General features: G+C 60.9%; 18 protein-coding genes. 11 read left to right on the forward strand and 7 right to left on the reverse strand.

Annotated elements, in window-relative coordinates:
* Positions 1-13: 13 nt before the first annotated feature.
* From KBB96_RS20075 to rpmB, 3 genes are all read left to right on the forward strand, one after another.
* Complete coding sequence (locus KBB96_RS20075) at positions 14-2,773, forward strand: PD-(D/E)XK nuclease family protein (RefSeq protein ID WP_211631278.1); 2,760 nt, start codon at positions 14-16, stop codon at positions 2,771-2,773.
* The gene (locus KBB96_RS20080) at positions 2,770-5,778 is read left to right on the forward strand and encodes a UvrD-helicase domain-containing protein (RefSeq protein WP_211631279.1); all 3,009 of its coding nucleotides are present in this window, start codon (positions 2,770-2,772) and stop codon (positions 5,776-5,778) included. The genes KBB96_RS20075 and KBB96_RS20080 overlap by 4 nt, the downstream gene beginning before the upstream one ends.
* Before the next feature lie 74 nt (positions 5,779-5,852).
* Entirely contained in the window at positions 5,853-6,116 is a 264-nt protein-coding gene (gene rpmB, locus KBB96_RS20085) for a 50S ribosomal protein L28 (protein ID WP_211631280.1), read from the forward strand.
* Between the two features lie 797 nt (positions 6,117-6,913).
* Here rpmB and KBB96_RS20090 read toward each other — a convergent pair.
* A complete protein-coding gene (locus KBB96_RS20090) occupies positions 6,914-7,078 on the reverse strand; it encodes a YegP family protein (protein ID WP_211631281.1) in 165 nt (54 codons plus the stop codon).
* Positions 7,079-7,263: 185 nt separating this feature from the next.
* Here KBB96_RS20090 and KBB96_RS20095 point away from each other — a divergent pair, with 185 nt between their 5' ends.
* The gene (locus tag KBB96_RS20095; RefSeq protein ID WP_211631282.1) at positions 7,264-8,097 is read left to right on the forward strand and encodes a DDE-type integrase/transposase/recombinase; all 834 of its coding nucleotides are present in this window, start codon (positions 7,264-7,266) and stop codon (positions 8,095-8,097) included.
* Entirely contained in the window at positions 8,094-8,381 is a 288-nt protein-coding gene (locus tag KBB96_RS20100) for a hypothetical protein (protein WP_211631283.1), read from the forward strand. The genes KBB96_RS20095 and KBB96_RS20100 overlap by 4 nt, the downstream gene beginning before the upstream one ends.
* 13 nt (positions 8,382-8,394) lie before the next feature.
* On the opposite strand, the gene KBB96_RS20105 is transcribed toward KBB96_RS20100, so the two are convergent.
* Positions 8,395-8,982 carry a hypothetical protein gene (locus KBB96_RS20105; RefSeq protein WP_211631284.1) on the reverse strand — a complete coding sequence of 196 codons (588 nt, stop codon included), beginning with the start codon at positions 8,980-8,982 and terminating at the stop codon, positions 8,395-8,397.
* Positions 8,983-9,116: 134 nt separating this feature from the next.
* Between KBB96_RS20105 and KBB96_RS20110 the strand changes: the two genes are divergently transcribed.
* From KBB96_RS20110 to KBB96_RS20120, 3 genes are all read left to right on the forward strand, one after another.
* The gene (locus KBB96_RS20110; protein WP_211631285.1) at positions 9,117-9,362 is read left to right on the forward strand and encodes a helix-turn-helix domain-containing protein; all 246 of its coding nucleotides are present in this window, start codon (positions 9,117-9,119) and stop codon (positions 9,360-9,362) included.
* 95 nt (positions 9,363-9,457) lie between these two features.
* Positions 9,458-10,009, forward strand: coding sequence for a hypothetical protein (locus KBB96_RS20115; RefSeq protein ID WP_211631286.1), 552 nt, complete (start codon positions 9,458-9,460; stop codon positions 10,007-10,009).
* A gap of 5 nt (positions 10,010-10,014) precedes the next feature.
* Complete coding sequence (locus KBB96_RS20120) at positions 10,015-10,527, forward strand: ImmA/IrrE family metallo-endopeptidase (protein ID WP_211631287.1); 513 nt, start codon at positions 10,015-10,017, stop codon at positions 10,525-10,527.
* Between the two features lie 199 nt (positions 10,528-10,726).
* Here KBB96_RS20120 and KBB96_RS20125 read toward each other — a convergent pair whose 3' ends face one another.
* Together KBB96_RS20125 and ruvA are read right to left on the reverse strand one after the other, a co-directional pair.
* A complete protein-coding gene (locus tag KBB96_RS20125) occupies positions 10,727-12,010 on the reverse strand; it encodes a hypothetical protein (RefSeq protein WP_211631288.1) in 1,284 nt (427 codons plus the stop codon).
* A 14-nt stretch (positions 12,011-12,024) separates the two neighbouring features.
* Complete coding sequence (gene ruvA / locus KBB96_RS20130; protein WP_226373594.1) at positions 12,025-12,645, reverse strand: Holliday junction branch migration protein RuvA; 621 nt, start codon at positions 12,643-12,645, stop codon at positions 12,025-12,027.
* A 347-nt stretch (positions 12,646-12,992) separates the two neighbouring features.
* On the opposite strand from ruvA, the gene KBB96_RS20135 reads away from it, so the two are divergent.
* From KBB96_RS20135 to KBB96_RS20145, 3 genes are all read left to right on the forward strand, one after another.
* Complete coding sequence (locus KBB96_RS20135; protein ID WP_226373595.1) at positions 12,993-13,232, forward strand: hypothetical protein; 240 nt, start codon at positions 12,993-12,995, stop codon at positions 13,230-13,232.
* 108 nt (positions 13,233-13,340) lie between these two features.
* Positions 13,341-13,712 carry an NADH-quinone oxidoreductase subunit A gene (locus tag KBB96_RS20140; RefSeq protein WP_211631290.1) on the forward strand — a complete coding sequence of 124 codons (372 nt, stop codon included), beginning with the start codon at positions 13,341-13,343 and terminating at the stop codon, positions 13,710-13,712.
* Between the two features lie 9 nt (positions 13,713-13,721).
* The gene (locus tag KBB96_RS20145; RefSeq protein WP_211631291.1) at positions 13,722-14,039 is read left to right on the forward strand and encodes a Dabb family protein; all 318 of its coding nucleotides are present in this window, start codon (positions 13,722-13,724) and stop codon (positions 14,037-14,039) included.
* Positions 14,040-14,074: 35 nt separating this feature from the next.
* On the opposite strand, the gene KBB96_RS20150 is transcribed toward KBB96_RS20145, so the two are convergent.
* From KBB96_RS20150 to KBB96_RS20160, 3 genes are all read right to left on the reverse strand, one after another.
* A complete protein-coding gene (locus tag KBB96_RS20150; protein ID WP_211631292.1) occupies positions 14,075-18,307 on the reverse strand; it encodes an alpha-N-acetylglucosaminidase TIM-barrel domain-containing protein in 4,233 nt (1,410 codons plus the stop codon).
* A 49-nt stretch (positions 18,308-18,356) separates the two neighbouring features.
* The gene (locus KBB96_RS20155) at positions 18,357-19,025 is read right to left on the reverse strand and encodes a hypothetical protein (protein ID WP_211631293.1); all 669 of its coding nucleotides are present in this window, start codon (positions 19,023-19,025) and stop codon (positions 18,357-18,359) included.
* 120 nt (positions 19,026-19,145) lie between these two features.
* Positions 19,146-20,051 carry a helix-turn-helix transcriptional regulator gene (locus tag KBB96_RS20160; RefSeq protein ID WP_211631294.1) on the reverse strand — a complete coding sequence of 302 codons (906 nt, stop codon included), beginning with the start codon at positions 20,049-20,051 and terminating at the stop codon, positions 19,146-19,148.
* Positions 20,052-20,085 lie beyond the last annotated feature (34 nt).

Consider the following 20,085-nt stretch of genomic DNA (forward strand, 5'->3'; position numbering starts at 1 on the left):
ATGAAGACCTGCGATGGTTGAGCGTGAATTCCTGGGCTGGGACCGGCCGTTCCTCGGACTGCTGGTGGCTTGGCTGTTGGCACGTCGGGACGCTCTGCCGGGCATGCTGGTGGTCGTTCCCACGGCGCAGTCCGGAAGGCGCTTGCGCGAGGCGCTGGCGGAGGCCGGTGCGGGACTTGCGCCACGGGTGGTCACACCGGGGCATTTCATGCGTACGGAAAGCGCGGCTCCGGCCGCCATCGAACATCTGGCGTGGGTGGAGGTTCTGGAAAACATCCCGGACTGGCATGCGTTCGAAGAGGTGTTTCCCATTCCACCCGGGGAGGGTGAGGCTGCCGGTTGGGCGCTGGGCCTGGCTGGAGCGATGACGAATTTGCGGATGGGTTTGCAGGAAGGGGCGATCACACTGGCGGTGGCGGCGAAGAGGATGGTGAAATCCATCGAGGCCGGGCGCTGGCAGGCGCTGGCGGTTCTCGAGGAGCGCGTGGAAAAGCGGCTGGCCTTGTGGGGATTCACGAGTCGCAGTGCGTTGCTCGCACGGGCGGAATTTCCGCTGCTGGAAGGAGCTCGCGAAATCGTATTGGCGGGATTGCCGGATGTTCCCGCTGCCGTGGCCACCCTTTTGTTGAAGTCTCCGGTGCCGGTCACTGCTTTGGTGGGGGCCCCACCGGATGAGGATATGGCTTTCGATGAGTTGGGCAGACCGAAAGCACTCAAATGGGAGGAGGATCCGGAGACGAAAAAGCCGACAGAGGCAAACGACGATATTTGGACCGGCAGGACCTATGACTGGCCTTCTTCAAACTGCGGTTCCGTGACGCTCACCGCCGATCCCCGCCAGCAGGCGGCAGAGGCCGTGAGGATGGCGGCGCAGGCAGGCGCTCCTTCCGATGATCTCGTGGTTGGCTCCGCCGATGAAGAAACCGCGGGCGAGCTGGTGCGTGCCTTCGGTCGCGCGGGATGGGTGTTGCACGATCCCTCGCATCTGCCGCCGCAACCGGTGATGGCGTGGCTGGCGGCATGGAGCTCGTTTGTGAAAACACCCACGCTCGCCACCGCGATTGATCTGCTCGGATTTTCGCAGACCGGTGTCTTCGTATCGGGCCGCCGGGCCCAGCGTGCGAAGGCGTTGTCGGCGGCGCGCGACAAATGGCTGGCGAAGGAACGCGCGGACCTGGTGCGATCGCTGGAGCTTGCCACCCGCGGGCAGGACCAGGAGAGCCTGCGGCTTGCGATCGAGACGATGGAGGCCTTGGAGAAGCGCCGTGGCCTGTTTCAGCGCGATGGCTTCCATGCCGGCTTGGAAAAGCTGATGAAGGCCATCGACCCGAAGCGTGAGGAAACCTCGGAACTGCACGATTGGTTGGAGGCGACCGCGGGCATGGCGGAAAGGGTGGATCGCGATCCGGGCTTTTGGATCGATCTGTTGCTGGCATCCGGACCCGAAGCCATGGCGGTCCCGCCGGATGACCGGGTGCTGGACGTGCAGGGCTGGCTGGAGCTTTTTCACGAACCCGGCCGCCATCTCATCATCTGCGGTATGAATGAGGGCAAGGTGCCCGGACGTGCCAGCAGCGATGCCTGGCTGCCGGAGAACATCCGGAAACTGCTCGGCCTTTCGACCGATCACACGCGTGCCACCCGTGATGCCTATCTGCTCACGGCGATGACGCATGCACGCCGCGGGGGCGGGCGTGTCGATCTGCTGCTGGCGAAGTCCGGCGCGGGCGGGGATTCGTTGCTGCCGTCGCGCCTGCTGCTGGTGGCGGAGGAAAAAGATCTGCCCGGGCGGGTCACGGCATTGTTCCGCGAGATCGAGCCGCCGGATGCCGGATTGGCGTGGACTTTGGAAGAAGCGTGGAAGTGGAGACCGCGGACGGTGGAGATGAAGCCGCGTCTCGGCGTCACCGCGTTCTCCGATTACCTCGCATGCCCGTTCCGTTTTTATCTGAAGCATGTGGTGGGCATGAGTGCGCCCGAGCCGGAGCGCGTGGAATGGAATGCGCGCGACTTCGGAAACATCGCGCATACGGTGCTGGAGAATTGGGCGCGCGATGAGGAGGCGAAGGACTATTCGAAGACCGAAGCCATCGAAGCCTGGGTGCACGCGGAGTTGGACCGGATCGTAATCGAGCATTTCGGCACAAGGCCGCCTTTGGCGGTGCGCATTCAGAAGGAATCGCTGAGGCAACGGCTCTCGTGGTTCGCGAAGGTGCAGGCCTGCGAGCGTGCTCTGGGTTGGCGGATTGTGGAGGTGGAGCAGAAGTTCGAGATCCCCATCGATGATTTCACCATCGTGGGCCGCATCGACCGCATCGAGCGTCATGAGGATGGCCGCCGCCGCGTGCTCGACTACAAGACGGGCAATGTCGGCCCCATCGAGTCGGCGCACCGGGTTGCGATGACCACGAGGACCGTATTGCCCGCGCACTTGGAAAACGTGCCCGCGATCATCCACACCGCTCCGGATGGAAAGATGAAGCGTTGGAAGAATCTCCAGCTCGCGATGTATGCCGCCGCGCTCGGAGATGTGGATGAGATCGGCTACTTCGCGCTCGGTGCGGTGGAGGGGGATGTGGGACTGTCGTTGTGGGATGGATTTTCCGCCGATGATCGGGATTCGGCGATGGCCTGTGCGCAATGGGTCGTCGGCCAACTGAAAGAAGGCGTGTTTCATCCGCCCGCGGAGAAGGTGCCTTGGGATGACTATCAGGTGCTCACCTTCGGGCGTTCGCTTGTGGAGACCGTGGCGTGGGAAGGTGGTGCGGAGTGAACGACGATGCCATCCACATTCTGGAGCGGAACCTGATGATCCTCGCCTCGGCGGGTTCGGGAAAAACCTTCCAGCTTGCGAACCGTGTGATCGGCCTGGTGGGTGCGAGGGGGGCTTCTCCGGAAAAGATCGTCGCGCTGACCTTCACTCGGAAAGCGGCGGGTGAGTTCGCGGATTCGGTGCTTTCGCGTCTCGCCGGATGCGCCAGCGATCCGGTGAAGGCGGCGGAGTTGTGCGCACAGATTGGAGAAAGCTTCGAGGTCGGGCCGGTGCTGGCAAAGGTGGTGCGTGCCTTGCCACGCTTCCAGCTCGGCACGATGGACGGCTTCTTCGCGCGGATTGTACGAGGTTTCCAGTATGAACTCGGACTTACCGGCGGCACCTTCGAACTGATCGAAGGTCCGCGCTTGGAGGCGGCGATGGCGGACATCCTCTCGGCGGTGCTGGGGGGCGCGCTGGATGATGGCAGCGCGGAGGAATTCCTGCATGCCTTCCGCCGTGCCACGCTGGGCAAGGAAGGGCAGGGCGTGCTGCGGGACGTGGAGAAATTCCTCGGTTCCTGGCACGGCTGGTGGAAGTCCGGTACCGTGGCTTCCGGCTGGGGCGGGGGACATCTTTTCACCGGTCTGCCGGAGGTGGATCTGTGGGAGACGGAGAAGATGGGATTGCTTGGAGCACTGCGCCGCGGCGAGTCGAACGATGCGGTGCTGAAGTTGATCGACCACTTCGAATTGCATACCGTGGGCAGCGGACGCGTGGCAAAAGCGGGTACGTTGTTCGAGCGTCTGCTGGAGGCTGTGCCGGCAAGCGGTGAAATGGAGCTGGCCTACAACCGCAAGGTGATCCGCTTTTCGCTCGCGGTCTCGGACCAATGGCGGGATGTGGTCCGGCTGTTGGCCGCGTGCGAGCTTTCCGCGTCCGTCGCCCGCACCCGCGCCGTGGCGGATTTGGTGGCGCGGCTGGACGGTGAGTGTGAGCGCCGTTTGCGGAACCGCGGGCTGCTGGGTTTCGATGACGTGAAGGTGCTGATGGGGCGCTGGGCCGGGGATGAGGAAGCGCGTGGCCGCCGTGAAGCCGTCGATTTCCGTCTCGATGCCCGCTATGATCATTGGCTGCTGGATGAGTTCCAGGATACGAGCGTGGCGGAGTGGCTGGGCATCGTGCCGTTGCTCGATGAGGCCGCGACCAATGATGACGGTACGTTGTTCGTCGTGGGTGACCGCAAGCAGGCGATCTACGGCTGGCGGGGTGGCGAGGTGGCACTCTTCGATGAAGTGGAGCGCCGCTACCGCCAGTATGATTTGCAAACCCGTCCGATGCCGAAGTCGTGGCGTTCCTGTCCGGCGGTGCTGGATCTGGTCAATGCGGTCTGCGGCCACAAAGCGGTGATCGGCTCGCTCTTCGGAGAGGAGATGATCCGGCGCTGGGTGTGGGAGGATCATGATTCCGCGAAGCCCGGCCTCGGGGGTTGCGCGACGGTGGAGGTGGTGGCGAAGGAGGACCGCGATGAGCGTCTGGTGGAACTGCTGCATGAGATCGGCATCGGAGAACGCGCGCTGACCTGCGGAGTGCTGGTACGGACGAACTCGCAGGTGCGGGAGATCGCCACCTTGTTGCGCGAGCACGGCTTCGATGTGATCGAGGAAGGTCGCCGCCATCCGGTGGAGGACAATGCGGTGGGTGTCGTGCTTTTCCATTTGATGCGTTGGCTGGCGGACCCGGCGGATGCATTCGCCGAGGAGGTTGTGCGGATGTCACCGCTGTGGAGCGTGGTATCCGCCCGTTTTCCGGAGGACTGGTATATGGTGTGGGAAGGGCTTCTCAAAGAGGCTCGTACCGATGGCTTTGCCGCAATGGCGGGGAAGGTGGTCGAGCCGCTGTGGGATGGGCTTTCGGAATTTTCACGCCGCCGTGCGGGGGACGTGATCGGCGCTCTGGCGGAGTTCGATGCGGGTGGAGCGGCCACGGCCCGTGAGGCCGCGCGTTGGCTTGCGGATCTGGAAATCGCCCAAGCGCCCGGCGTGGCGGCAGTGCAGGTGATGACGATCCACAAATCGAAGGGGCTCGGCTTTGACGTGGTGGTACTGCCGGAGCTCGAGGACGGACAGGTGCCGGATCGCGGCAACTTCGATGTGGCGCGCGGCATCCATGCCGGGAAGAGCTGGTTGCTGGAGCCGCCCGCGCGCTGGGTGCGTGGGCTGGTGCCTGCGCTTGCCGCCGCCGAGGAGGCGTGGGCGGATGACCAACGCTATGAAATGCTCTGCACGGTCTATGTGGCGCTCACGCGGGCGAAACGCGGCCTGCACGTGCTGCTGCCGCAGGTGCCGAAGAGCCGGAAGGACGCGGACGATTGGGCTTCGCCGGCGAATTGGATCGCCCGGGCCGTGGGCACGGATTTTCAGGCTGGCGATCCGAGGTGGTTCGAGTCCATCCCTCCCCGGGAAATCAAACCGACTCCCACCATGCCGGATCTCGGTCCTGGGGTGGCGCGCCGTGCCCGGCTCAAGCCATCGGGCGGCGGGGTGGCGGCTTCCCAGGAAGGGCTGCGGTTTGGGACCAGCGTCCACGCCGCCTTCGAGCGGGTCGGATGGCTGGACGAGGGTCGACCGGTGCTGCCGGATGACGAGGGCGGTCGTCTGGTGAACCGTTTGATCGGGTTGTCCAAGCTGTCGCGGTGGTTCGAGCGGAAGGGCCGGAACGTGGAACTGTTCCGGGAGCAGCCATTGGAGGCGATCGTGAACGGGGCTTGGATGAGTGGGGTCATCGACCGCCTCCATCTCGTCCGGGACGATCTGGGGATGGTGGCTGAATTGGAAGTCTTTGATTTCAAGACGGATCGCGTGGATTCGGCCGCGGAATTGCTGGAGCGCCACGCGGCCCAGATGGACGCCTACCGAAGCGCCTTGCAGCGGGCCTACGGAGGGGCCATGATCCGATGTGTCCTGATTTCCTCCCATTTGGAAATGGCGGTGGAAGTTCAGGATTCCGGGCAATCGGTAAATTAGACATAGGATTTCCCTTGACCTATCGGCGTGGAGAGACAGACTCCGTGCCCCGCAATCCTTTTCCGACCACGACCATGGCACGTATCTGCAGCATCCGAGGAACCCGCGTCCGCTCCGGTGGTAAAATTCACCGTTCCGGTCTCGCGAAGAAAAAGGGCGGTATCGGCCGCCACGTCACCAAGGTCGTGAAGCGCACCGTTTCGCCGAACCTCCAGACCAAGCGCATCTGGGTTCCGGAACTCAACCGTTTCGTCCGCGTCAAGCTGAGCTGCCGTGCGCTCAAAACCGTCAACAAGAACGGTGCTTACGTGACTCTCAAGGCCGCCGGCCTCGTTTGATCCATTTTCCCATCTTCCACGTCGAGGTTTCATGACGTAAGCGGCCCGGAGGAAACTCCGGGCCGTTTCCTTTTGTACGTGGCGGTAATGGAGCGCAGCGACATGGACCGGCTGGTTATTTCACTACTCGGTCAGTTTTCAACCGCGTTGCTTTTGCTCCTTGAGCAGATAGTGTCCTAATTTGAATGAATCCTTACTGAGCAAGTAAGGATTCGTGTGGATCTTTCAATCCCCTTGGGACATGCTTCACTGGAGGCATGCCGGAAGCATCAGCGTCTAACGAATCTCGGTACGTCCTTGTCTCAGTTGTGAAACCAGAAGGGCTTTTACCCACCGAACCAAGAGCAGTGGCTTGGAAGAAGTTCTCAGGTGATATTTCCACGAATAAAAAGCTAGTTTCAGGAGACCGACGCCTTGCCGAAAACTGTTGGTTGCTCCAGCGAGATAGTGACATGCACGATCTAGTGGAGCTTCTAGTCCATCTTGCCAAAATTGGGATGAAGCCGACAATTCGGTTTCTTCGGAACGATTGAGGGTCATGCAGACATTTATTCCGGCTCACTTCCATCCAAAGTGGGCACTGAGCCGGTCTAGAGCTTCGTCGATCTCAGTCCGCTGGCTGCGCTTCTTGTCAGCCTCCCTCTGCCGCTCTGTCTGGCGGACGAACCCTGATTCTAGATCCGTACGCTCTCGGCTTCCCTTGTCTTTGGCGCTCTCCTCCATTTCCCCATTTATCATCTAACAGAGAGAAATGGCGGGCTCCGAGGGGAGTCCGGAGCCCGCCATCTTGTAAACGCTTACCGTTCGTAAACGGGTGCGTTCTGAGATGCCTTCACGAGCGAGATCGCGTGAAGCGCGCTCGATTTGGCAGTGTAGCCTTCGCCGTTGGCAATGATCTCGTTGTTGCCACCTTTGAGGTGCCAATACCAGAGGCCTCCACGTTGGAACACTTCGTAGTACATGTTGCTTGGTCTGGTCGGGAGGTTGTGCCCGACACGTGCAGAATGCCTGATTTCGATAGCAGGTCAAGCGAACATGCATGTTCAAAAGACCATTTTGTTCTTTTGAACTCAAATCTTGGAAGCTTTCTCGAAAAAATCGGGTGTACTGCCATTTTGAAGCCGGTTATTTCCCTAGGTAGAGGACGATGGCAAACCACCTTCCATTTAAGAAGAAAGTCTTGGCGGTCTCCATGCTCTGCGAGGGCAGCAGCATCCGGGGAGTAGAGAGGATCACAGGCGTTCACCGCGACACCGTGCTGCGGCTTGGACTCCGGGTCGGGATAGGCTGCAAGGCGATCCTCGACGAGAAGATGCGAGGCTTGGACTTGAGGAACATCCAAGTGGACGAGATGTGGGGCTTTGTGAAAGCCAAGAAGAAGACAGTGAAGGAGAAGGGGCTGGGTCCCGATGCAGGCGACGCCTGGCTCTGGGTCGCTCTGGACGCGGACACCAAGGTCGTTCCCTGCTTCCTCGTCGGAAAGAGAGACCGAATTCACGCCAACCTGTTCATGAGGGACCTCGCCTCCCGGCTGACACCTCGTCCCCAGATTTCTTCAGACGCCCTCATAGCCTACAGAGACGCAGTGCGCCTCGCCTTTGGAAAGGAAGCCGACTACGGGACCATCGTGAAGACGTTCCCCCAAGGGAAACTCAGAGCCTCCCGGAACGGCACCGAGCCGGGAGAGATGCGGATAGATAAGGCTGTGATCCAAGGGGAGCCTGACCCGGCGAAGATCTCCACGTCCTTCGTGGAGAAGCAGAACCACACGGTCCGGATGCACTGCCGGCGCCTCGCCCGTCTCACCAACGCCTACAGCAAGAGGAGAGAGAACCTCGATGCGGCGGTAGCCCTCCACTACGCGTACTACAATTTCTGCAAGACCCACTCGACCATCCGCTGTGCGCCTGCCATGGAAGCTGGTATCACAGACACCCACTGGTCGGTGGCAGACCTGCTTGAGATGACAGGAGAGAAATGAGCGAATACCTGAGCAATCTGAGAGAGGCCATCCGAGAGCTGCACGGGTGCGAGAGCACCCACGCGGGCACGTCTCGCGTCGTCGAGTACTTCGGGGAACAGAAGGTCTGGGAGGGAGACGTGGAGACGTTCTCCCTCTCCGGTCACCCAAAAGCGGAGGAGGCCTTCGCCTGGGCTTTCGACAACGGAGAGGAGCCGCAGTACGTCGCCGTCCTGAAGCTCCCGCCGGTGAAGGACCCGTCCGACGCCGTTAGGGCGTCGATCGCCTCCGGGGCGTTCTACTAGGGCGAATGCTCTCCTAGAAGCCGAGCTTCACGGCTTTATCGTCTCCGCCGAAACCGAGCTTTCGGGTCATGAAGACGAATCCAGAGGCGTCTGAGGGCACCTCGTAGAGCGCAGAGAAGCTCTTCGACATGCCCGAGGTGAGCTGCTCCAGAGTCAGCGTGTTCTCTCCGTCCTCAAGGTAGAGGGAAGCTCCGTCGAGGTGCTCGAACTCTCTGCCCTTGGAGTCTCTGAGCTTCGGCGTGTCGAGAATTCGCTCCTCTCGGTTCTTGGTGTTCGTGATCTTGTAGCGGACGTAGAGGAACTTCCCGTCCGTGCGCTTGGTCTCTGCGAGCATGTTCGTCCCTTTGAGGACGCTACCGAGGGACTTGGCTTCCAGCACCTGCCACTGGGAGTCGTCCTCAAAGGTCACGGTATCTCCGATCTGGAACGTCTCGACCGGACGCTCGGTCTTGTTCTTGCCGGAAGCGCCGACCAGAGCGGCTAGGAGGGCACAGCCTCCAATTGCCGCTACGGCACCGAGACCGGTGACGATCAGGAAAACCTTGAGGCATCCGGGTTTGGACTTCTGGACGGGAGGCTGGGAGAGAGGCGGAGGATTCATATCTGTCTGTTTTCAAGCACTTTGTGTTCTAACAGGGCGCTCAAAATTCCAAACAGGAGAGGGGCTAAAAGGGAAGGAGAAATTCTAGAACTCTAGAGCTTACTCCGCAGAAGGGCGTAGAAGAGGCTCGGCGGGTGATACCCGTAGAAGAAATTACCGCCACGTGCCGCGCCGTCGCAGCAGTCCTTCGAAAGAGGAGAGAAAGCCTCGGGCTCACGAAGACCGCCGTCGCTCAGAGGGCTGGGATCAACAACCAGACGGTGACCTTCATTGAGGACTGCGTGAACATCCCCACGATCCACACCCTCCTGCGCTTCTGCTGGGCTCTCGACACGACGCCGGAGGCGGTCTTCAAAGAAGCCAAGAAGACAATAAAGTAGGGCTTGTTGGAAAATTCCCGAAATTTGTAGTTCTTTTGAACACTGAATTGTTTTAGCTTCCGCTCAGATGAACCTGTTGGTAGCACCACTACGGAATGTTTTCCTCCCTAGTCATTCTCTCGCTCTTTTTAGCAGCGGATCTCCCAAACGAGCCGCCGACCGGACAGCCGCCGCCATCGAAGATTGTTGCCGATGCTAATTCCGATGCGTCCAGCAAGCCTCCATTAGCGAAGAAAGAGCCCGACCCTATTGCTTCAGAAGCTTCTATGCAAGTGCTGGAGATCGCGTCCAAGAACGTCGATATGTCGTCGTCTTTGGTCTCCATGGCTGCTTATGTCTTAGGAGCACTGGGAATTGTTTTGGCTGTAGCAACTTTGCTTATTCAGGTGATCGGAGCTACTTCGAGAAAACGGGCAGTTGATGCTGCCATCAAACGAACTCTCGACGGCTTAGCTACTAATACCGACTTTGCCGAATTAGTTTTGCAGGAAATCATTCAAAAACAGAAGCTTAAGGATTATATCTTCAAACAAATCGATGAGGCAGTCAGGCAAACCGCGGAAACGATTTTAACGAAAGAATACTTTGAGGCGCGAAGCCGCGAGCTAGGGGTGAAATGGAACGAACTGAACAACCATAAATCCTAAAAATCATGGATTACGTTCTACCAACCAAAGATCCTGAGCAGCTATACCTTCACCAAGGTTCCTGTGCTTTTCCTCCTGTGGATGTGGAGGGATTGGCTCGCGCTATGGGTATTGTCTTCGACAATAACTTCAGCCTTTCGCGCTTCGGATATTCGGGTGAAATTAGATGGCAAGAAAATCGTCCCGTCGTATGGATCAATCCAGGCGACTCCCTTGTTCGCAAGAGGTTCACATTGGCGCACGAAATCGGGCATTACATCCTTCACATGCTGGATGACCGAGACGCTGTTTTTAAGGACGATGTCAAGATCATGAGGCGAGGTGGAGAATGGACAAGCAAAGAGATGCAGGCAAACCGATTTGCAGCGTCTCTTCTTATGCCGAAGGCACTCCTCGTTGCCGAAATGCAAAAGCCCCGCTTTTGGGGACCCACTACGGCACACTTAGCGGAGCGTTTTCAGGTCTCTGAAGAGTCTATGGGATATCGTCTGTCGAACCTTGGATTGAAGGCTTCTTGAACAAATCTTTACTGATTCAGTAAAGATTCGTTCAAATTAGGACACTATCCAAGTTCGACGGAGAGATCACAGATTTCACAGATTGCGCTGATTTTTCAGAGCGGTAGTCCGCTTCTCTCTTCAATCTGTGTAATCAGCGTAATCCACGTCATCTGTGGTTCTTGCGCCGCTGTCCTGTGAGGCGCCGTCACTACATACATCACACCGCGACGGTTACCGGCACCAGCACGCCGTCGCTCATGCCGTGGATCTTCTTCTTATCCGCAGGCACCAGCGTGGCCAGGCAGCCGGCGAAGGTGGTTTCCCCGGCATCATCGGTGAAGAAATAGGGGCAGAGGCGTGCGCGGCCGCGCATCATTTCTACCGAACCATCGGCATTGAAAACGGGATGTTCGATGAGCCGGCCCTCGCGGAATTCCTGGAGCAGCCACGGTTGCTCATCGGCGGAGGCCAGAGCCTCGTCGATGCGGGCCTTCCACTCGGTGCCAGGCAAGTCGTGGCCGATGTAAACACCGCGGGAGCCCCAGGCGGTTTCGTGAAAGCCGCTGATCTTGAGCACAAGCTGGCGTTCCTTCTGGCTGAAGGCGGCGACCTCCTCCCAAGAGTTCACGTCCAGCTTCGGGAGTGCGGCATGGGGCGGCAGTGGGGCAGGGTCCATGACCCAGCCGAAGGGGACCAACTCGCGCAGGCGCTGGAGGTGGTTTTGCCGCATCGATTGTTCCCAAATGCGGCGCAGGCCCGGGGACCACAGCAGGGCGAGCCAGAGCTTGTCCTCCAGGTGCGGCTTGAAGGGAGATGAGAGGGAGATTTCACCGGCTGTGGCCTTCGTGGCAATGCGACGTGAGGACGGGATCGCCTCCCAATCGAAGAGCTCGAAGAAGCGGTAGAGCGTGCGGCCATCCGGTTCGTATTCCTCGGCTGCCATGACCTCCCAAGCCTCACCCAACTGGGACGCCAGCCATTCCATTTCCGGCCGATAGTCACCGGCTTCCTCGGACACGAGGATCGCGCCGCCCTCCGGCATCAGCGAGCGGAAGCCATCAAGCATGCCATCCCGGCCGCCAAGAATGTCGTATCCGGCGTCCGCATAGACGCGGGACAGCCACGCGGTCACGCCGATGCCGCCCGGCACGCTATCCAGCTCGGTGAGAGCGAAGCTGTCGTGGCCAAGGATGAGATCCGGACGGATGACCCGCGGCAGCTGGTTGACCGTGCCCGCGTGACGTTGCTCGCGGACCATCCATTCGGGTTTTCCGACATCGAGGGTTTCGGCGATCCAGCTGGGCAGTTTACCATTGGCGCTGCGACGGTAGATCGTGTCGCTGGCCTTTTGGAACTGCGCCAGCGGATGGCCGAGCCGGGTAATGAAACGAGCCTCCGAGGCGGTGAGCTTCAGCGGCTCCGGCGACCAGCGCCAAGCGCCACCGCCGAAGAGTCCACCTTGTGGCAGCGAGGACTGGAGCTGGGAAAGAGTCAGGGGCATGACGGATGTCTGGCTCAACCTTGCAAATGGCGGAGCGCGCCGCGGATAAGAGCCTCGGTGGCGGCTCCGGGCTCGGCATCGAGCACCTTGCGGACAGCCTTGCGGGCCTCGACCTGCTTGTAGCCCAGCGCGATGAGCGCCAGCTCGGCATCGGCGGCTCCGGCGGTGACCTGGCCGGCGGCGGCGTCCTGCCAGGTATCGACCACGCCCACCTTGTCCTTGAGTTCCAGCACGATGCGTTCGGCGGTCTTCTTGCCGACACCCTTGACCCGGGAAAGGGCTGCAACGTCATTCTGGACCACCGCGCTTTTGAACGCCGGGACCGGCATACCGCTGAGGACTGCCATGGCGATGGCGGGACCGATTCCACTCACGCGGTCGATCAACAGCAGGAAGACATCGCGTTCCTCCTCCGAGGCGAAGCCGTAGAGCGTGTGGGCGGTTTCACGGATATGGAGATGGGTCCGGAGATCCACCATCAATCCCTCCGCGGCATGCAGCCGGTCGAATGTGGATAGCGGCACGTGCACCTCGTATCCCACCCCCTGTACATCCACCACCAGCCGGTTTGGATAGGCTTCCAACACTGTTCCGCGGAGTCGCGCGATCACGCCGCCACCTTGGCGAGGGGTCACGCACCGTCAATGCACATCTCACGATTCACACAGGTGAAAACTTTTTTGCACGATGACCGGGAAGGACTCCGATTCCGTTACCAAGGGTGGGGGGATTTACGCAAAATCAAGGCTCACAGGGATTTGTGGATTGGAACGCGGAATGCTATTTTGCGTTGCAACCGCTTGGGATCACCCTCCTGAAAGAAACTTAAGTCTTGCAAAATATCTCAATTGTGAGTGGATCGTAGTTCATTTTTGGGGTCGCTTTTGTTACAAAGGGGTGGTATAATCGCGCCGTTATGGCAACCACCACGAAACGAACTCGATTCTCGCGCCGTCTCCCTGACCATGTCACTGACGAGCTCGTGAACGTACTTTCTGAGAGCAAGGTGTTTGGTTTCAACGACCTCTTCGAACGGGTCTTCGAGAATCTGAAGGTTCGAAATGCGGTCAGCGGCGGCGAAGAAATGCTCCGCCTGCGCGCATATGAAAAACTGCAGAACCTGGTGACGCGCGGTCTCGTCGAAAAGATCGGCAAGGAATACAAGGGCACCGCCCGTGTGCGCGAGGCCTCCAGCGAATACGCTGCAGCCCAGGAGGACTGAAGCCGCCTGCCATTCCCTGATTTATGAAACCCGCGCCGGAGATCCGGTGCGGGTTTTTTTTCTATCCATCCGGCGCAGCGGCCGACACTATCCCCACACTCAGCCGCCATGTTGCAGGACTACCTTCCGATTTTCTTCCAGATCCTCATCGCCCTCGGATTCGCGGCGGTGACCCTGACGCTCAGCGTGGTGCTCGGCCGCTCGGCAAAACGCAATGCGATCAAGGACAGCGCCTACGAGTGCGGCATGCTGCCGATCGGTGACGGCGCGCCGCGTTTCTCGGTGAAGTTCTATCTGGTGGCGATGCTCTTCGTGATTTTCGACATCGAAGTGGTCTTCATGTATCCGTGGGCGGTCCAGTTCAAGGATCTCGTTGCGAACAGCCCGGTGGCGCTGGTGAGCATGGCGGGCTTCGCCGGCACGCTGGCCTTCGCCTATGTGTATGCGCTGAAGAAGGGCGCGCTGAACTGGAAGTCCTGAACCTCTCCCATGATTTCCCACGTTGTTTTTTTCCAACTGAAGCCCGAGGTGGATGAAGCCCGGGTGGAGGAAATGGTGCGCACCACGCGCAGCCTGCTGCTGAAGATCCCGGAGGTGCTCAGCGTGAAGTCCGGTCGCAACGTTGACACCGCGTCCGAGTGGCAGTTCTTCTTCAACATCGAGACCGAGTCGCTGGAGAAACTGAAGATCACGCTGGAGGATCCGTTCCATCTCAAGTTCGTGGAGTCGGTGATCAAGCCGAGCACCACGGCCCACTTCGCGATGGACTTCGAACTCGATCCCTCGAAGGACCTGCGGTACTCGTGAGATTCCAGGGAGCAAGGAATATCCTTCCTCCATGATCACCGCGCAACTTTCGCGCGCAGACGATAGAAGCGCTTTGGTGAACCCTGTGTGTCGAGCTGGTAGCTGCGGCGCACCCGGTTTCCGGACAGGCTCGATTCACCGGTGAAGAAGGCGTCCGCCGCCTCGCTCCAGTTTTGGAGATCATTGCTGCCTTCGATTTGCAGCGTCACGCCCGTTCGCTGTTTCGCAGCGGTCAATTCGAGATGATTGCCGTTCGGCATGGCGAGCAGGCTGGTGTCGCTGCTGCTTCCTTGCAGGAACTGGAGGACATCGGGTACGCCATTGTGATCGGTATCCTGTTGCGGCTGATCCGGATTGAAGCCCTGTTGGACGGCCCATTCGCGCCAACCGGTCGGGTTGGCTGCGGTCGGGGCGTTTTTCTGGATGGCGATCGTTCCCAACGAGCCGGCGGATGTTGTGCTGCCGGTTGCGATCTTCAAAGTGACCGGCTGGTTGCTGGTGAGGTTCGTCACGCTCAAGGTCCAGCTTTGCGTGGGTGTGGTGGCATCCAGTGATTCATCGCGGATCTCGCTGCCGATCGCCTGTCCACCTTGCTCGAGCCAGACCCGGTCCACGATGAGCGCGCTGGTGCCTCCGGTGCGATTCATCGTGATCTGATACGTGCCCCCGGTGTTGACCGTCGATGAAACATCTTGTGTCCAGATGCGGCGGGTCGTGGAGCAATCGGCGGGTGCCCATGCGCCATTCACCGGCCATTCATCGCAACGGACCAACGTGATCGTGCCGCTGGAGTTGCTGCCACCGGCTCCGTTTGCCACGGCGTTGAGAATGATCGGGCCATCCAGCGACGAGACCTTGAAGTAGTAGCGGTTGTCATAGGTCGCACTGCCGGTCCAGCCGGGGTGGCGGTCGGTGTCGAGCATCACGCCGTTTCCGGTCAGGGATGCGGAGGAGATCTGGAGGGCGTTGGCGCCGCTGGTGTATTGGAATGTGACTACCCAGGTGCCGGTCTGGTTCACCACGGAGGTCACGTCACGGGTCCATTTTGCGGCGGTGGGTTTGCAAATCGCGGGAGTCCAGCCGGCACCTACGGTGAACGTCGTAAGATCGAAATCGCCCGAGGCTTCCGCGCCATATTTCTGCCACAGTGAACGGGAGATGGCGATGGTGTCCCCGGTGGGAACGGAGGGGTGGCTCTCGTGGCCGTTCACCCAGTTCAGCTCCCAGGCCGCCACCTGATTTCTGGCGGTGGTTTCATTGAAGGCCGTGCCGTTGTCCACCGCGCTGTGGAGTGCCGTGAGGAACTGCTGCCAGCGTGGCCGGTAGAAGCCATTCAGCAAACCCGCCCAGTCCCGGTTCGCGTAGTCGTTGAGATCGCTGACCGAGGCTCCCCACGTCGTGACCAGCAGCCGGGCATCGCGCTCGCACAGATCCTTTTCCGCCGTGGTGCCACCCCAGGAGCGGGCGTCCCGCAGCCAGGTGCCGAGCAGCCATTCCGGGCGTGTGGCGCAGAGTGTATCGAGGTCGGTGATGATTTCGAGAATGCGGTCGCCATGCGCGTGGACTCCGGCGGCATCGTTGGCGGCGTAGGCGGCGGCCAGCATCCGCTGGTGGCGGGTGGCGAGGTCGCACAGGTTCTGGCGGGTCACATCGGCGAGATCGAAACGGAAGCCGTCCGAGCCGGAAACCTGATCCGCAGCATCGAGCAGTTTGCTCCAGGCCCGCGCCATCCGGAAGGTGTCGTAAGACACATCGGTGGTGGTCCAGGTGCGGGCCTTGATGGTCGTCAGCACGCTCGGGCGCGCATTCACGATCGAGTTGTGCGGGTGCTGGTCGATGGCGCTGATGTTCTGGCTGGTCGCCAGCAGATCATCCCATGCGGAATCCAGAGCCGGGAGGGTTTTGCCATAACGACGGCGTGTGTAGTCGCGGACCCAGGGCACGAGCGCCGGGGCATCGCTGCGCCATGCGTGCTCAAAGAGCATCTCGTAGGCGGCGGGAATCGTGTGACTGCCTTCCGGTACCGCGCCGATGCCGGCCATTTGTCCCCGCGAGGCGTCCGCCAGTGCGGCGGCGGGACCGGAGGCAAGGATGCCGAGCTTTGCATCCATGCCGGTATTGCCACCAAAGTTCTGAATGGCACACCACACCCATGGCGTGCCGTTGTAGGCATTGCGGCCGCGCCATATTTCCGTGTTCGAGCAATCGAGATCGAGGACGAGCAGGCGGCTCTTGTCCACGGCATCCAGGATTGTCTGGAGCGGATTGCCACCCCATGCCTCGATCACCCAGATACCCCGCGGATCGGCGAGGTTGATGCCATCACGGATGGCGCGGAAGGCGGCGGGAAGATCGACGCCGGTTGTATTGCCCCCTTCATGGAAGGGATCGGCGGCGAAGTAGCGGACCGGTCCATAGACATCGACCAGGGCCGGATAGTAGGCCTGCGCGAAGGCGGCGAACTTCGCATCGGAAGGATTGAGCATGTCCGGCCGGGTGAAGCCGCCCGCCCATCCACCCTGCGACAATACGTTTGCAGCGGGGTAGCGGGTTTTGAAATCCGGAGGCACCATGCCGTAGTAGCCCTGCACCATCGGCGCGATGCCCAGCGCGCGCATGCGGTCGCAGATCTGGCGGCCGAGTGTGGCACGGGCATCGATCAGCGAGGATGGCACCGGTCCATTGAACGACTGCATGTTCGAAAGCATCATCCACGGCAGATGCGCGGGCATGCACAGCCACGAGCGCACGTCGGCATCGCTGTAGCCGAAGCCGTTCATCAATGCGCGCCGGTAGACCTCCTCCACCCCCGGTGTGACCTGGGCCACGTTCACGCCGGAGAGCGCGAGCAGGTCGATCTCCCGTTCCCACTGGCTCCAGCTCCACCACGCCGAGGTGTAGCCCATCGTGCAGGGATTGTAGAAGAAGCGCACGCGGTGCGGGCTGACGATGCGGACCTTGGCTGGCACCAGTGGCAGCGGTGCGGGGAGTTGCATCTGGTCGCCGTTGCGCGAAATGCTGCATAGGCAGATGTTTTTCAAATACCAATTCAGCGCGGAGGCCACGCTGACCGGGGTATTGCCGCGCAGCGCGATCTTGTCGCCGATGCTCTCGACCTCGAAGACATCTTTGCCGTCCTGTGGCTCGATGAAGGCTACGGTGAAATGATTCCCCTGATCCGGCAGCAGCCGGTTGACCAGGGATGAGGCTCCGCTCACATCGCGGTTGTAAGGCAGCACTGTCAATGTGGCCGCAGTACTGGTGGCGGAACCCTGGCTGTTGGTGGCGCGGACCGAGTAGTCACCGGCATCGGCCAGTGTCAGGTTGGAGAGGGGCAGGCTCGCCGATGTTTTTCCCGGGAGATCCACGCCACCTTTCATCCACTGGTAGGTCGGTGCCGGTGTGCCGGTGGCCTGCACGGTGAAGGTCTGGCTGCCGAATTCGGTGGCGGTGGCCGATGCGGGGGGGATGGTGATGGCAGGAGCGACGGCGACCACCGGCGTCGACACCAGATCGGCGAAGGTGGTGGCGATGCGGATCTCGTCGATGGCCAGATTTTGATACGATATTCGTAGTCGATCGAAGACCGGTTGTTTCGCCGCGTCGTTATTGGTCCCGGCACTGGAGGTGTAGGTGGCGTTGGCGAGGTTGGTCACATCCGCGACCGAGGTATTGAAGAGATACATCGTCGCGGTGGACGACGTGGCCGAGTTGAAGTGGAAGCGGATCGCGTAGAAGGCCTGATTGGTGGTGTCGATGTTCGACAGGTTGCCGTTGCCGACCGTGGTTTCATTCGTCCAGCTCCACGCGTTGCCGGTGAAGGTATTGGTGCCGGTGAGGATCTTGCGGTTTGCGGCGGTATCGGTGAAGCCGGTCATCAGCGCGCACATGAAACCCTTGCCGGAGGCTCCGGTGTTTTTGCCGAGATAGCCGACCCAGACATCGCCGGCATTCGTCTGCTGCTGCTGGATCGCGGCGATGGCGGAGGACGAGAGTTGGCGGAAGCGGGTGGTCGAAGTCGCCCCGATACTCATCGAGCCGCCGGTGGTGCCGAGTCCTCCCGCATTCAAGCCCGCATTGATGGTGAGGGCTGCCGTCGTGCCGGTGGCATCGCACCACGCACCGTTCCAACCGGTTCCGCCATTGGCCGTGGGAACGGTACCGGCGGTGTAGTCGAAGGGTTCGTAAGCGATCAGTTCCGCACGGGCCGTGGCCAGGCAGAGCAGGAGGCTTGGGAAAAGAACCGAAGGAAAGGCAGACGGGCGCATGGCTGAAAAGTGAATACCGGGTTTTGGAGGAAGCTGACTGGACCGGCCGTCATCGACGGCGACGGGCCAGCAGCGTGAGACCCGCCAGGGCGGCCAATGCGGCGGCCGAGGGCTCCGGGACGGCGGTGGCGGAAACGTTGTCGATCATTCCCGTGCGCTGGAAGGTGAAGCCGGTGGTCGTGTTCAGGAATACCAACCCGATGTTGTTGATGGAAGGTGAGGAAAAAGTCAGCGTGGGATTCTCCGTGGTCAGGACCGGAGTGCCGGTAGTGGCGGCGGTGCGTGAGAAGTCGTAGCTGGCCAGCACCGCGTCCGAGGACTGGTAGAGGCCGTCGCTTCCGAGATCGACCAGGCGGACCGTCATGGCGGCGGTGCCGGTGGCGGCATCGCTGCGGAAGCCGGCAGCGAAGCTGATCGTGTAGCTGTTGTAGGTGGAAACGGTGAGGCTCGCGTTCGAACTACTGAGATTCTGGTAGATTCCGAGAAAGTTGGGCGCGCTGGAGGAGCCTGAGGCCATGAGGTAGGCGATGTCATCCGGAGCGGCGGCTTCGGCGGGGTTGTAGTAGACGTTGCCGCCGCCGACCTCGAGATCCGTCCAGCCGGTGGCGGTGGTGCCGGTATTCGGGGAAAAACCGCCGTTGTTGACCACGACGGCGGCAGCAGGGGTGTGGACCGTGGACAGGGCGATGACGGACGAGAGAGCGACGATGGTTTTCATGGGGGTTGTGCGGAACGGGACGAACCGGAGCGGAGATGCTCCGGGGCCGTGTGATGGCGGCATCGTCTGATTAGCACGCCGCCACCTGTTCCGCGTTCAACCCATCGCCATGATCGGATCTCAAACATCCCCCATGCCCCGGCGATCCGCCGAGGCCAGCCATTCCGTCGGCGTGACGCGCGTGTAGCGCTTGAACACGGTGGCGAAATACTGGGAGGAACTGAAGCCCAGTTCCATCGCGGCGGTGGTCACGGATTTCCCAGCCCGCAAGCGCCGTTGAGCCTCCAGGATCTTCCGCCGCAGGATGAAATCGGCCGGGGAAACGCCGATCTCCCGCTTGAAGCGGCGATGGAAATGGCTCTCTGAAAGTCCCGAGGCCGCAGCCAGTTCCGCCACCGCGGGTGGATCGTCTTCCAAGCGTTTTTCCAGCCAGTGCAGGGCCTTGCGGATGCCGGAGGAAATGTGTGCATCCGCGCCTGAGCCGATGACGCGCTGGAGTTCGACAAGGAAGAGACCAAAGGTCAGATCGTATTCGGTCCGCGTCGGATGCGATCGGTCGGAAGCATCCATCGCCACCAGTTTCGCGACGAGGGATTTCAAGGCCGGTGGAATGCCGAACCGGAGCTGGCTGGGTCCGGTCATCACCTTCCACCATTCTTTCGCGGCTGTTTTTCCGAACCCGGGCAGCGAGAAAGAGCCGGCGTGTGGTTTCTCAAGGGTCAACCAGACCATTTCCCCGCGTTCCTCCGGAAGCATGCCACTGCCGTAGCGGACTCCCGGCAGCAGCCTCAATCCCTGGCCGCCGCGCAGCACGTGTTCCCCGCCATCCACGCGGTAGTGCTGCATGCCGGAGAGCAACAGGGCGATCACCAGCCGCGAATCGCTGCGCTGCATGGGAACCGGCGGCATCGCGCGATCGTAGCGGTAGTGGCCGAGCGCAACCACGCTGCCGCCGAAACGACGGCGGAAATCGTGGATCGTCCGCTGGGGTGTGTTTTCCAGGTCCAGCCACTCTTCGCGAGCCATGTTTGAATTTCTAGCGTGGTCTGGAATCAAACGC

This window comes from Luteolibacter ambystomatis (assembly GCF_018137965.1).
Taxonomy (GTDB): domain Bacteria; phylum Verrucomicrobiota; class Verrucomicrobiia; order Verrucomicrobiales; family Akkermansiaceae; genus Luteolibacter; species Luteolibacter ambystomatis.

Coding starts and splice junctions, on each gene's coding strand:
- KBB96_RS20090 (WP_211631281.1), bottom strand. CDS start 7,078: ATGTACTACGAAGTGTTCCAACGTGGAGGCCTCTGGTATTGGCACCTC.
- KBB96_RS20100 (WP_211631283.1), top strand. CDS start 8,094: ATGAGCGAATACCTGAGCAATCTGAGAGAGGCCATCCGAGAGCTGCAC.
- KBB96_RS20125 (WP_211631288.1), bottom strand. CDS start 12,010: ATGCCCCTGACTCTTTCCCAGCTCCAGTCCTCGCTGCCACAAGGTGGA.
- rpmB (WP_211631280.1), top strand. CDS start 5,853: ATGGCACGTATCTGCAGCATCCGAGGAACCCGCGTCCGCTCCGGTGGT.
- KBB96_RS20095 (WP_211631282.1), top strand. CDS start 7,264: ATGGCAAACCACCTTCCATTTAAGAAGAAAGTCTTGGCGGTCTCCATG.
- KBB96_RS20155 (WP_211631293.1), bottom strand. CDS start 19,025: ATGAAAACCATCGTCGCTCTCTCGTCCGTCATCGCCCTGTCCACGGTC.
- KBB96_RS20145 (WP_211631291.1), top strand. CDS start 13,722: ATGATTTCCCACGTTGTTTTTTTCCAACTGAAGCCCGAGGTGGATGAA.
- KBB96_RS20120 (WP_211631287.1), top strand. CDS start 10,015: ATGGATTACGTTCTACCAACCAAAGATCCTGAGCAGCTATACCTTCAC.
- KBB96_RS20075 (WP_211631278.1), top strand. CDS start 14: ATGGTTGAGCGTGAATTCCTGGGCTGGGACCGGCCGTTCCTCGGACTG.
- KBB96_RS20150 (WP_211631292.1), bottom strand. CDS start 18,307: ATGCGCCCGTCTGCCTTTCCTTCGGTTCTTTTCCCAAGCCTCCTGCTC.
- KBB96_RS20140 (WP_211631290.1), top strand. CDS start 13,341: ATGTTGCAGGACTACCTTCCGATTTTCTTCCAGATCCTCATCGCCCTC.
- KBB96_RS20160 (WP_211631294.1), bottom strand. CDS start 20,051: ATGGCTCGCGAAGAGTGGCTGGACCTGGAAAACACACCCCAGCGGACG.
- KBB96_RS20115 (WP_211631286.1), top strand. CDS start 9,458: ATGTTTTCCTCCCTAGTCATTCTCTCGCTCTTTTTAGCAGCGGATCTC.
- KBB96_RS20105 (WP_211631284.1), bottom strand. CDS start 8,982: ATGAATCCTCCGCCTCTCTCCCAGCCTCCCGTCCAGAAGTCCAAACCC.